General features: G+C 72.7%; 8 protein-coding genes. 4 read left to right on the plus strand and 4 right to left on the minus strand.

Annotated features, from left to right (window positions below):
- Positions 1-26: 26 nt before the first annotated feature.
- The 3 genes from EEJ42_RS11975 to EEJ42_RS51790 form a co-directional block, all read right to left on the minus strand.
- Positions 27-2,783 carry an AAA family ATPase gene (locus EEJ42_RS11975; RefSeq protein WP_123099918.1) on the minus strand — a complete coding sequence of 919 codons (2,757 nt, stop codon included), beginning with the start codon at positions 2,781-2,783 and terminating at the stop codon, positions 27-29.
- Between the two features lie 58 nt (positions 2,784-2,841).
- The gene (locus tag EEJ42_RS11980; RefSeq protein ID WP_123099919.1) at positions 2,842-5,745 is read right to left on the minus strand and encodes a helix-turn-helix transcriptional regulator; all 2,904 of its coding nucleotides are present in this window, start codon (positions 5,743-5,745) and stop codon (positions 2,842-2,844) included.
- A 273-nt stretch (positions 5,746-6,018) separates the two neighbouring features.
- Positions 6,019-6,213, minus strand: coding sequence for a DUF5999 family protein (locus tag EEJ42_RS51790; protein WP_123099920.1), 195 nt, complete (start codon positions 6,211-6,213; stop codon positions 6,019-6,021).
- 317 nt (positions 6,214-6,530) lie between these two features.
- Between EEJ42_RS51790 and EEJ42_RS53820 the strand changes: the two genes are divergently transcribed.
- A complete protein-coding gene (locus EEJ42_RS53820; protein ID WP_184503042.1) occupies positions 6,531-8,906 on the plus strand; it encodes an ATP-binding protein in 2,376 nt (791 codons plus the stop codon).
- Between the two features lie 213 nt (positions 8,907-9,119).
- Complete coding sequence (locus tag EEJ42_RS11995; RefSeq protein WP_425472885.1) at positions 9,120-11,279, plus strand: pyridoxal phosphate-dependent aminotransferase; 2,160 nt, start codon at positions 9,120-9,122, stop codon at positions 11,277-11,279.
- On the opposite strand, the gene EEJ42_RS12000 is transcribed toward EEJ42_RS11995, so the two are convergent.
- Entirely contained in the window at positions 11,274-11,651 is a 378-nt protein-coding gene (locus tag EEJ42_RS12000; RefSeq protein ID WP_184503043.1) for a hypothetical protein, read from the minus strand. The two genes, EEJ42_RS11995 and EEJ42_RS12000, sit on opposite strands and share 6 nt — an antisense overlap.
- 138 nt (positions 11,652-11,789) lie before the next feature.
- Between EEJ42_RS12000 and EEJ42_RS12005 the strand changes: the two genes are divergently transcribed.
- Both EEJ42_RS12005 and EEJ42_RS12010 read left to right on the plus strand, forming a co-directional pair.
- Positions 11,790-12,650, plus strand: a complete 861-nt coding sequence (locus tag EEJ42_RS12005) for a helix-turn-helix domain-containing protein (protein WP_123099922.1) — start codon at positions 11,790-11,792, stop codon at positions 12,648-12,650.
- Positions 12,651-12,655: 5 nt separating this feature from the next.
- Positions 12,656-12,892, plus strand: a complete 237-nt coding sequence (locus EEJ42_RS12010; protein ID WP_009720660.1) for a DUF397 domain-containing protein — start codon at positions 12,656-12,658, stop codon at positions 12,890-12,892.
- Positions 12,893-12,940: the final 48 nt, after the last annotated feature.

The following is a 12,940-nucleotide window of genomic DNA, read 5'->3' on the forward strand; positions in this document are numbered from 1 at the left end:
CCGTGCCGTATCCCTCCGTTGCGGGCTCAAGCGACATCCGTGCCGTATCCCTCCGTCGCCCGCACCAGTGCGTGGAGTTCCGCGCGCCCGCCGATCCGCAGTTTGCGGTACGCGCCGCTGAGCCGCAGCTCCACGGTGCGCCGGGTCACCGACAGCATCTCGGCGATCTCGCGGTTGCCGTGGCCGAGTCCGGCGAGGGTGGCGGTGCGCCGCTCGGGTTCGGTCAGCGTCGCCCAGGCGGGGTGCGGGCCGGGCCCGGGCGCGGCGGACTGGCCCAGCCGTTCGGCGAGCGTACGCACCCGCCCGGCCAGCCTGCTGGAGGGCCGGTGGGTGGTGGTGAACGTGAACAGCTCGGCCACCAGGGGCGCGGCGGCCTGCCGGTCCCCCGCGTCCAGTTCGGCGGTGGCCAGATCGATCAGCGCCCCGGCGTAGGCGAGCCGTGCCGCGGTGGGGCGCAGGCTGTGCACGGCCTCGCGGAGCCGGTGGGCACGGGCCTCGCGGGCCACCCGCCCGGCGCCCAGCAGGGCCACGCCGAGGGTGCCGGCCGCGCCCCACCGCCGGGCCAGCGCGATCTCCTCCCGGCACAGCCGCTGTGCCTCCTCGTGGTCGCCGAGCGCGTGGCACACCTCGGCGGCCATCGAACGCCAGGGCATCAGGGCGGGGTTGGCACGGTCGTGGCGCAGCAGCCGCCTGCCGCAGGCACGGAACAGCTCCAGCGCCTCCGGCAGCCGGCCGTCCCGGGAGGCCACCAGCGCCCTGGCGAACAGCAGATGGCCGAAGGACACACTGTCCTGTGCCCCGGCCGGGACGGGCGCGTCGGCCAATTCCCTGGCCTCGTCGATGCGGCCGCCGTCCAGGGCGACGGTGATCCGCAGCCCCGCCAGATAGGAGACGTGGTACGGATGCCAGTGGGCGTGGGGCAGTGCGCGCCCGGCGGCGGCGACGTCGCGTTCGGCCGCGTCGAGCCGCCCCTGCCGCAGGTTCAGTTCGCCCCGGACGGCCAGCACGAGTGCGGCGGCGGCCCGGGCTTTGCGCCGCCGTAAGTCGACGTGCAGGGCGTCCAGCCGCGCCTCGGCCTCGTCCAGGTCGTCGGTCAGGAGCAGGATCCGCCCGGCCGTGATCCGGGGCAGGATCAGTACGTCGCTGCCGGGCTCGCCCGTGAACGCGAGCCGGGCCAGCGCCCTGGCGGTGGGCAGGTCCTCGCCGTGCAGGGCGAGTTGCCGGGCGCGGGCGGCGGCCTGTGCCGGGTCGGTGGGGCGGGCGGGCAGCGGGGGGATCTCGGGCAGCAGCAGGTCGGCGTCGTCGGCGCTGCCGCGTTCGGTGAGCCGGAACAGCCCGGCCAGGGCCTCCCGTTCGGCGCCCTGGGCGGTGGGCAGCGCGTGCGCCACGGCGGACCGCAGGCTCTCCACGCCGCCGCGGGTGAGTCCCAGGTCGGCGGCGCGCACCCGGGCCCGGGCGGGCGCGTCGCCGCCGCTGCGGACGATCTCCGCCAGCCGCCGGTCGCTCGCCTCGGGGGCGGTCAGCACCTCGATGGCGGCCAGCTCCAGGCCCAGCTGGGCGCGCTCGGCCGGGTCAAGCGGCTCCTCCAGGGCGCGGGAGAGGCAGGCGATCGCGCGGTCGGGGCGGCCGGCGCGGAGCGTGGCGGCGCAGGTGCGGCGCAGCACATGGATCACCCAGGGTTCGCCGAGCGGGCGGGCGTCGAGCAGCAGCCGGGCGATGTCCTCGTCGGGCAGGGCAGCCCGGTGGGCGAGTTCGGCGGCCCGGGCGTGCAGTTCGGCCCGCTCGGCGGCGGTCATCTCCTCCAGGATCCACTTCCGCGCCTCCGGACAGCACAGCCGCAGCCCGGTGTCGGAGGCTGTGGCGAGGCCGCTGGCCTCCAGCGCCGCGCCGAGACCGGGTTCGCTCGCCGCGCGGGGGCCCGCGAGCGCGTACAGCTGGGGCAGGTCGAGGAGTTCACCGCAGACGGCCAGGGCGCGCACGACGGCGACGGCGGTGTCGGACAGTCCGCTGAGGGCGCGGGCGACGTACTCGCCGCAGATGGCCTCGATGAGCGCACGCAGCTCCGGGACCCGTTCGGCGACCGGTGGGTATCCGCGGGCGGTGAACTGGCGCAGCGCCTCGTGCAGCACCATGGGGTTGCCCGCGCTGATCTCGCAGGCGGCCGTGTTGAACGGTTCCTGCCCGGGTGTGCCGCACACGGTCGTCACCAGGGTGGCGACGTCCCGCAGGGTGAACGCGGACAGCGCGAGCTGCCGGGAGGGCACCGGCCCGGGGAAGGGGAAACCGCCGCACCAGCCCCAGTGGCTGACGCCGCTGCTGCTGGCCAGCAGCGACACCGGCATCCCGGGCAGCCGCCGCACCAGGGCCCCGAACCAGCGCCGGGAGTCCGGGTCCAGCCATTCCACCTCGTCGACCACCACCAGGGTCGGCCGGTCGCGGGCGCTGCGCAGCAGTTCGGCCAGGCCGGGCAGGCGGTCGTCCCGTTCCGGTACGGCCAGCGCCCCCGGCGAGCTGTCGGTCAGCCCGTCCATGGTGGTCAGGAGCTGCTCCACCACGCCGTAGCGCAGCCTGCTCTCGCCCAGGGTGGCCTGGGCGCGCAGGACGCGCAGCCCGCGCTCCTCGGCGAGTTCGGCCGTCCAGCGCAGCAGCGGGCCCTGGCCGAAGCCGGGCCGGCCGGAGACGGTGACGACAGCCGGACGACCTGCCGCCAGGTCGGTGACGACCGAGGCCAGCACCGCCTGCTCTCGTTCGCGGCCGGGGAACGGGAGCCCGTTGAGCTGCATGGAGTGACTATATGCCGATCACATATCGGGAGTGCGGAGAAGCGCCGGGCCGCCGCGCTCAGCCACGGCCGCGTGCCGCGGACACCCAGGCCGGAGCCTGGGGGTGCGGAACGCTCTGCGCGCGCAGCACCGAGGCCAGTTCGGCCCGCTGGGTCAGCCCCAGTTTCCGGTAGACGCTCGTGAGATGCGTCTCGACGGTGCGTACGGTGACGAAGAGCGACTGGGCGATCTCCCGGTTGCCCGCCCCGGCCGCGGCGAGGGTGGCGACCTTGCGCTCGGTGCCGGTGAGCAGGTCCACCGGGGAGCCGGTGATCTCGCGCATCCGGCCGCCCGCGGCGACCAGCCGCCGCCGCGCGGCCTTGGCGAGCGCCAGCGCGCCGCAGCTCTGAGCCAGGTCGGCGGAGGCCCGCAGGTGTTCGCGGGCGCCGCGGGAGTCCCCGGCGTCCAGCAGGGCGGTGCCGAGCATGAATTCGGCCCGGGCGTGCTCGGCGCGGGCGGGTGAGGCCGACAGGTGCGCGACGGCCTCGGTGAGCAGGCCGACGCCGGTCTCTCCGCGGGTGGTCATGCCGCGGGCGAGCGCGCCGAGTCCGAGGGCGCGCGGGGTACCCCACCGGCGGGCGAGTTCGGTGCCGTGGTCGACGACGTCCCGGGCCTCGTCGGCGCGTTTCTCGGCGGCGTAGATCCACGCCGCCTCGGCCCACCAGGGGATGAAGCACGGGTTGGCGAATCCGGTCTCCTCCAGGGACGAGCCGCAGTCGAGCAGCAGCCGCAGCGCGGTCCGGCCGTCGCCGAGTGCCCAGCGGGCCCGGGCGCGGGCCATCAGGTACCAGTGGTACTCCATGACGAACCCGTCCAGGTTCGGCCGGGTGACCTGGCCCAGCAGCTCCTCGGCACGTTCGGGCTCGCCCCGGTCGATCAGGACGGTCGCCAGCGCGATCTGAGGCATCGTCATATGACTGCCCCACCGCTCGTGGCTGGTGATCTCGACGGCGGTCTGGGCATCGGCCAGCGCGTCCGGCATCGCCCCGAGGCCGTGCAGCATCAGGGCCCGGGTGGAGAGGGTGAGGACGTACGACCACACCGCGGCGTTCTCCTGGCCGTACCGCAGCGAGCGGTCCAGCGCCTCCATCGCGTCCTCGACCTCGTCGGCCAGGCTCAGGGTGAACGCGGAGAACAGCAGCGACCAGTTGCCGAGGGCCACGCCCGACGGGTGCAGGGCGCGGCGGGCCTGCCGCACCGTACGCTCCGCGGAGGTGCCCTCCATCGCGCTGAGCACGGTCATCATGGCCAGCAACTGCCGCTGCGCGGGCGTGTCCCCGGCGGGTTCGGCGAGCTGCGCGAACCGTTCCCGGACCGTGGTGAGCGTCGCCTTCTCGTCGCATCCGCTGATCAGCAGCGCGGACCGGACGAGGGTGACCAGTTCGCGGTCGCGGGGTTCGGGGTCGGGCCCCAACTCGGTCTCCAGCGCGTCCAGCACGCCGCCGAGCGTCCTTACGGCGGCCGGGGACTGCTGCACCGTCAGGCAGGTCATGGCGAGTTGGACGGCGATCGGTGCCTTGGCCCGCAGGTCGGCGGTGAGGTCGAGGGCGTCCTTCAGGAGCCCGATCGCCTCCACCGGGTGGGTCTCCGCGAGCGCCCCGGCCAGCTGGACATGGGCGGCCACGCTGTCGGGCTCGGCCTCCAGGACCCGGCGCAGATAGCGGGCGGCGGCCTCGGGCGCGCCACGGTTCGTGGCCTGGGCGGCCGCCTCCCGCAGCACCCAGCGCATCCACGGCTGGGGGGTGCCGGGCACCAGCAGCACCTGGTTGGCGACCTCTTCGGCGGGCCGGCCGATGTCGCTGAGCAGCTGGGCGGCCCGGCCCCGGAGACCGGCCAGCGCGTCGGCCCCGGCGGCGTCGAGCACGGCCGAGCGCACCACGTCATGGGCGAGGTCGGGGCGGTCGGGCGCCACCATCTCGGCGTCGCGCAGCAGCGCCACGGCCTCCTCGACGCGAGCGGCGGGCACCGCGGCGAGGGCGCCGATGTGCTCCGGGTCCTCCTCGCCGAGCACGGCGATCGCGGTGGCCACGTCCCGGACCCAGCCCGGCTGGCGCTCGAACAGCGCGTGCACCGACTGGGCGACCACGTACTGGCCGACCTCGGCGATCTCGCGGATCCCGGTGTCGTCCGGCCGCGCCCCCTTGGCCCGCAGCTCGTGCAGCAGCCGGGTGACGGTGAGGGGGTTGCCGCCGCAGACGGCGGCCACGCGCTCGACGAAGGACGGCGCGACGGGGAGCGGGAAGATCTGCCGGGCCAGCTCGGCCACGTCGGCGTCGGTCAGCGGGCCGAGCCGGATCGCCGAGGAGCGGGGCTGGGCAACGATGTCGGCCAGCGCGGCGGGCGCGACGGGCTCCGCCTCGGTGCGCTGGGCGAGCACCACGAGCAACGGCAGGTGGTCGGCGCGCCGCAACAGGAAATCGATCCAGCGCAGCGAACGTTCGTCGCACCAGTGCGCGTCGTCGAGGACGAGGACGAGCGGGCCCTGCGTCATGAGGTTCACCGCGAGCCAGTAGAGCCCGTGGAGCACGGGGTAGGCGGTCGCGGGCGAGGGCGGCTCCTCGCCGCCGGGGCGGGGGGCGAGCGCGGGCAGGGCGCGGCGGGCGCTGCCCTGGAGCAGCGGGGAGTCGTGGGCGTCGTCGGCAGTCAGCCCGAGCGGGCCGAAGAGGGCGCGTACACCGCCGTAACCGGAACCGGCCACGACCTGGCCGCAGGTGCCGTGCAGAACGGTCATCTTCCGGCACGTGTCGCTGTCGAGAAAGGCGCGCAGCAAGCTGGTCTTGCCGATTCCGGCAGGCCCGGAAAGCACCACCAGACCGGACCGCCCGGCGCAGGCGGCCTCCGCGTGACTCGTCAGCACGGTCAGCTCACTGGTGCGGCCGACCAGCAGGCTGGGTAAACCGGAATCGTTGGCCCGGTCCAGCACAGTGGCCCCCTCGCACCCCCGATGGTGTCAAAATTCGCACAAGTAAATTACTCGGCGCGATCATCAGGCTACACGAACAGCATCCAGGCGATCAACGTCGATCGCTAAGACCCACGGAGACGCGCAGAGTTCTCCACAGACGCGCAGGGACGCGCAGTGGCCCGGAGGCGGAAGGTGTGGTGAGGGCGTTCACCGTTCCGTCCCCGGGCCGTTCCGTATCACTCTGTGGGTACGAGGCGTGGAGTTCTCTATCGCTTCTCCCTTCGTCGTACTTCATCCCGCCTGGTCGGGGCAGGAACGGGGCGCCGGGATGACGCGCCCGTCAGGGAGCAGTTCACCCGTGTCCGCGAAGATCACCACTCCGTTGCAGAGCAGGCTCCACCCCTGTTCGGGGTGGAAGGCCACCAGACGCGCCGAATCATGGTCGGGGGCGTCGGCGGGGGGACACGGGGGCTGATGGAGGCACATGGCGAACCTTCGATCTTCCGCCGGAGTTCGGCGGAGCACTTGCACAGACACCAGGATGGAACGGCGGACCGGACCGCGAGGAGGGGAGATCTCCCCGGATGGCTACCTGATCCGCCCCTGACGGGCCCCGGCCGGTCACGCCGAGCGACCGCCGCTCGCCGTCGGTGACGTCCGCGAGGGAGGCGATGACGGAGCCACGAGGCAGCTACGAGGCACGTCCACGGGCTGCGGGGGCCGCCGCTCGGGCATAGCCTGGACAGTAACCGTTCGGGCCGAGCGGGGAACTCCCGCCCGCCCGAGGCCGGTGCGAGGCATCCATGGGTGCGGTGGCGACGAGCACCCCGACCGGGCGGCAGGCAGGCAGGCTGCCGGCCGAGGTGACGACTTTCGTGGGGCGTCGGCACGAGGCGGCCGAGGCCCGACGGATGCTGTCCACCTCCCGGCTGGTCACCCTCACCGGGGTGGGCGGGGTCGGCAAGACCCGGCTGGCGCTGCGGGTCGCCGAGGACGCGCGCCGGGCGTTCGCCGACGGGGTCTGGCTGGTCGAACTGGCCGCCCTGGAGACCCCGGATCTGCTCGCCCAGAGCGTGACCGAGGCCCTGGAGGTCCGGGACCAGTCCGCCCGGCCGCCGCTGGACGTCCTCGTGGACCATCTGCGCGAGAAGCAGGTGCTGCTCGTCCTGGACAACTGCGAGCACCTGATCCAGGGCTGTGCGCTGCTCGCCGACCGGCTGCTGCGGGCGGCCCCCCGGCTGCGCATCCTGGCCACCAGCCGGCAGGCGCTGGGCACCGCCGGTGAGCAGACCCTCGCCGTTCCGGCACTGGCCCTGCCCGATGCCACCGGGCCACGGCTGTCCACCGCGGCGCTGGCCCAGTGCGACGGGGTGCGGCTGTTCGTCGAGCGGGCCGGGTCGATCCTGCCGGGCTTCGCCGTCACCGACACCAACCGGGACGCCGTGGAGCGGGTGTGCCGACGGCTGGACGGCATCCCGCTCGGGATCGAGCTGGCCGCCGTACGGCTGCGCGCCCTGTCCGTCCAGCAGCTGCTGGACCGCCTCGACGACCGCTTCCGGCTGCTGACCACCGGCTCCCGGTCGGTGCTCCCCCGCCACCAGACGCTGCGGGCGCTGATCGACTGGAGCCATGACCTGTGCACCGAGCGGGAGCGGCTGCTGTGGGCCCGGGTCTCGGTGTTCTCCGGAACCCTGGACCTGGAGGCGGCCGAGGCGGTCTGCTCGGGCGACGGCATCGCCCGCGAGGACGTCCTGGACCTGGTGACCGAGCTGGTGGACAAGTCGGTGCTGCTCCGGGAGGAGCACGGCACCACGGTGCGCTACCGGATGCTGGACACGCTGCGCCAGTACGGCCGGGAACGGCTCGCCGCCGCCGGGGAGGAGCCCGACCGGCTGCGGCGGCACCGCGACTACTACCGGCAGCTGGCCGCCGACGCGCGCGCCGCGCTGTTCGGCCCGGCCCAGGTGCAGTGGTTCACCCGGCTCCAGCTGGAGCACGCCAATCTGCGCAGCGCCCTGGAAGCCAGCTTCGCGGAGCCGGAGGAGACCGCCTGCGGACTGGGGATCGCGGCCGACCTCCTCTACCACTGGATCACCAGCTACTACCTCGGAGAGGGACGGCGCTGGCTGGACCAGGGGCTCGCCGCCTGCCCGGAGCCGACCGAGGTGCGGGCGCGCGCGCTGTGGACCAACAGCTGGCTGGCCATCATCCAGTCCGACACCAAGGCGGCCGCGGCCATGCTGGAGGAGAGCCGGGCCCTCGGCGAACGGCTCGGCCTGGCCCCGGTCCTGGCGTACGCGGCGCTCTACTCCGGCATGGTCGCCATGTACCGGGGCGACGCCCGGTCCGCGATCGCGCTCTACGAGGAGGCGGTGGCCCGCCACCGGGCCACCGGCGATCCGGTCGGGCTCGCGCTGGCCCTCATCCGGCTCTCCCTGGCCCACTCCTTCATCGGCGACTCGCCGCGCGCGATCGCGCTCGGCGAGGAGTCGCTCGAGGTGTGCGACGCCTACGGGGAGGGCTGGCACCGGGCGTACACGATGATGGCGCTCGGCGTCGAGGTGTGGCGCCAGGGCGACACCGCCCGCGCGGCCGCCCTGGAGAGGGACAGCCTGACCTTCAACCGCTCGCTCGACGATCCGCTGGGCGTGGGGGTCAACCTCGAGGTGCTGGCCTGGATCGCCGCCACCGACCGGGACTACCGGCGGTCGGCCCGGCTGCTGGGCATCGCACGGACCGTCTGGCAGTCGATCGGCGCCTCGCTGTCCGGCTACGGGCACCTGGTCCACTACCACGACGAGTGCGAGGCGGACGTGGCCCGGGCGCTGGGCAGACCGGCGTACCACGCGGCCGTCAAACAGGGGGCCCGGCTCCCGTACGACCAAGCGCTGGTCTACGCGCTGGAGGACCAACTGCCCAGCGGGGAGCCGGCGGCACCCGAGCGGCCGTCGCCGCTGACGCCCCGGGAGACCGAGATCGCCCAGCTGGTCGCGCAGGGGCTCAGCAACAAGGAGATCGCCGCGGCGCTCGTGATAGCACAGCGGACCGCCGAGGGCCATATTGAGCACATTTTGAGCAAACTTGGTTTCAGCTCGCGTGCTCAGGTAGCTGTGTGGGTAGCGCACCAGGACCGGGCCGCCCTCACCGACGGCGAGCGTCCGCCGGACGACCCCGCCTGACGCTCCGACCGCCACCGCCGCTCCGGAAGAGCGGGCGACAGCGTGAGCGAGAGGCGGAATTTTATTCGATCAGGGCACACCTGTCCCTCGGTTTCGCGCACACCCCACGAAAATCCTCAGGTCCCCCACGTTTTTGGGATCATGCGTCAGGCTCGAGGGACGAGCCGCAACGGTCGTGATTGCACGACCCCTTGCGACCGAGGAGGTCCCGCCGTGACTGTTGCCGCAGTCGGCAATTCCGGTGATGCCATGGAACTCTTCCGTGGCACCGCCCACAGCCCGTCTTTCTTCGCGCTCAACCGCGCCGGGATCACGGGTGGCGGACAGGAGCTTGTGGACTTCTGCATCCCCTGCAATCCGTACTTCCCCACCCCCGCCATGTTCGCCGTGATGGCGGTCAGGCTGCGGGAGATCCTCACGTACTACCCGAGTTCCGCGGACACCATCACCGCCGAACTGGCCGATGTGCTGGGCTTGCAACCGCAGACCATGGCGATGGGCAACGGTTCGACCGAGCTGATCACCTGGATCGACCATCTGCTGGTGAAGGAAAGCCTCGCGGTGCCGATTCCCACCTTCGGCCGGTGGACGGACCAGCCGATGGAGACCGGCAAACGGGTCGACATGTTCCAGCTCCCGGAGATGAGCGGATTCGCGCTCGACCCGCAGGCGTTCGTCCAATTCGTCCGGTCCCGGGGCTCGCGGGTCGCCGTCATCTGCAATCCCAACAACCCCGACGGCGGGCTGCTGTCGCGCCAGGCCGTCATCGGCCTCATGGACGCGCTGTCCGATCTGGACCTGGTGGTGATCGACGAGTCCTTCCTGGAGTTCGCCGACGCCGAGGCGTATCCGAGCGTCGTGGACGAGGCGATCCTGCGGCCCAACGTCATCGTCCTGCGCAGCCTCGGCAAGAGCTTCGGACTGCACGGCGTCCGCTTCGGCTATCTCGTCGCCAATCCGGCGCTGGCCGTGCAGATCCGCTCCCGGCTGCCGAAGTGGAACCTGAACTCCTTCGCCGAGGTCATCGTCTTCATGCTCAAGCGGTACCGGCAGGAGTACGTGCAGAGCCTGCGCATGCTCAGCCGCGACCGGCAGGAGATGACCACCCAGCTGGCCGGGCTCCCCGGGATGACGGTCTTCCCCTCCCAGGGCAACTTCGTCTTCGTCAAGCTGCCGGGCGGCACGGACGGCGCCTGGGTGCGCGACCAACTCCTCACCCAGCACGGCGTCCTGGTCCGCGAATGCGGCAACAAGCTGGGCAGCAGCAGCCAGTTCATGCGGCTGGTGGTGCGCTCCCAGCCGGATGTGCAGCGGCTGCTGACCGGGCTGAGCACCGTGCTCTACGGCACCTCCTACTACGCCCCCCAGGTCTCCTACGACCAGCAGCGCGGCTGGGACCTCCAGACGCCGCTCTACTCCGGCCCGGTCCAGCAGCTGGACTACCAGTACCAGCAGATGCCGCAGTTGCCCGCGGCCCCCGTCGCCCCCGAACCCCAGCCGCCGACCCAGCAGACCCCGCAGCAGATGCAGCAGATCCTGCAAATGCAGCAGATGCAGCAGGCGCCGCAGCAGGCCCCGCAGCAGCAGCTGTACTCGGCGAACGCCCTGCCCGCGCCGCAGGGCATCGCCTCGGACGGGTACGGGCAGTCCGACCCGTACGGGCAGTCGGTGTCGTCCGGGCAGTCGCCGTCGCAGCCGCCCGCCGAGCTGGCCCCCGCGTACGTCGCCACTCCCCCGGTCCAGACACCCCTGTACCAGGCGCCGATGCAGCAGCAGATACCCCAGCAGCCGATGCAGCAGATGCAGCAGATGCAGCAGATGGACCAGATGCAGCAGGCCCAGCAGATGGCTCAGCAGATGGCCCAGGCTCAGCAGCAGATGCAGCAGGCGGCGATGCAGCAGCCCCAGATGGGGCAGATGCAGCAGGCCCCGGCGCCGCAGCCCCAGGCGGCGCAGGGCCAGGCGCCCTACCTCCAGATGGCCCAGAACCCGCAGGTCCAGACCCCGCAGGCGCAGGTCCCGCAGGCGCAGAGCGCGCAGATGCAGATGGCGCAGGCCGAGACCGGTCAGATCCCGGTCGTCCAGCCGCAGGCCCCGGCGCAGGGCGGGATGGCCGGGTACGCGCAGGGGCCCTCGTCCGCGGAGCAGACGGCGCTCGACCAGATCCCGCTCTTCCGGCCCGAGCAGAACGCCGTGCCGGAGCCGACCCCGGCGGAGCAGACCCAGGTCATCGACTACGACCCCGCCGAGCTGAGGTCCTCGCCCCCGGCCCGGCCCGCCGATGCCGACAAGGACCCGGACGGTTCCGGGCCGGCGCTGATGCGCTACCCGCGCCCGGCCGCGTATCTCCAGACGGACGACGGCACGTCATGACCCGGAGCGCCGGTCCTCGCGCGGCCAGGCCGGGGACACCCCGGCCACCGCGCAGAGGGCGATGTGCAGCAGCAGCGGGTGGGTGTAGGGCACGCCGTCGTCCGGTGAGTGCACCACCCGCGGTCCCTCGGCCGCCCGGCCGGTCCGCCGCCCGGGCGGCGGGCCGGTCGGCACGGCGCCGACCGCGTAGACGGCCGCCGAGGGCCAGTTGACGCCGACGTCCGACTGGGACGGCACGATCCACCACCAGCGGCCACCGGCGGCCAGGACGCAGCCCACCCGGGGCAGCCGTGCCATGACCGCGGGCCCGTACCGCTCGGCCACCCCCACCGCGTCGTAGCTCGCTAGCGGCGGCCTCAGTAACGGGATCATGAAGCAACTATCCCGACGGCCGCGCGCACATGGCAAGTAACACTCTGAATTGTGCAGAGTTGCTTGTGCAGTGTGTCCGGGCCTCACTGGACATGGCAGACTGCGAGCATCAGCCACGGGGGCAGGGGAGGTAGCAAGGTGAGCGAACCGCGGTCGGCCCCGACCGTGGGCCAGGTCGTCCTCGGGAAGCGTCTCCAGGAGCTGCGCGAGAAGGCGGGGTTCAAGCGCGAACAGGCCGCGCAGGTGCTCCGGGTCGCCCCGGCCACCGTCCGCCGCATGGAGACCGCCGAGGTCGCCCTCAAGGTGCCCTACGTGCGGATGCTCCTGGACTCCTACGGGGTCATCGGCTCGGAGCTGGAAGCGTTCATCTCCCTCACCGAGGAGGCCAACCGACCCGGCTGGTGGCAGCGGTTCCACGACATCCTGCCGGACTGGTTCAGCGTGCACGTCAGCCTGGAGGGAGCGGCCGAGATGATCCGGGCGTACGAGCCGCACTTCGTCCCCGGTCTGCTCCAGACCGAGGACTACGCCCGCGCCGTCATGCAGACCGGCGCCATCGGCAAGGCCGGGCCCGAGGAGGCCGAGCGGCATGTGGCGCTGCGCATGGAGCGCCAGTCGCTGCTGAACCGCCCGGAGGCGCCCCGCCTGTGGGTCGTGATGGACGAGACCGTGCTGCGCAGACCCGTCGGCGAGCCTTCGGTGATGCGCAGACAGGTGGACCGGCTGCTGGAGAGCACCGAGATGCCGCATGTGACGTTGCAGATCTCGGAGTTCGCCTCAGGTCACCATCCGGGCACCTACGGGCCCTTCGTCCTCTTCCGCTTCGCTGTTCCCGAACTGCCGGACATGGTCTACGTCGAGTACCTCACCGGCGCCGTCTACCTCGATGAACGCATCGAGGTGGCCTCGCACCTGGAGGCCATGGACCGCATGGCGGCCCAGGCGGCAACCGCACGACGCACAAAGGAAATCCTCCGCGATTTCCGCAAGGAGCTCTGATCTGCATGGATCGCATCTACAACGGCATGCGCGCCACCGACCTCGGCACCGAAGGGTGGCGCAAGCCGTGGAGCGGTGGCAACGGCGGCAACTGCGTCGAGGTCATGAAGCTGGACGACGGCCGGGTCGCGATCCGTCAGTCCAAGGATCCGGACGGTCCGGCGCTCATCTACACCCGCAGCGAGATCACCGCGTTCATCCAGGGCGCCAAGGAGGGCAAGGCCGACTTCCTGGTCTCCTGACGCGTTCGCAACGCCGCCGCCCGCCGCCGTGAGTGACCGTCACGGCGG

It is taken from the genome of Streptomyces botrytidirepellens, from assembly GCF_003721215.1.
Classification (GTDB): domain Bacteria; phylum Actinomycetota; class Actinomycetes; order Streptomycetales; family Streptomycetaceae; genus Streptomyces; species Streptomyces himastatinicus.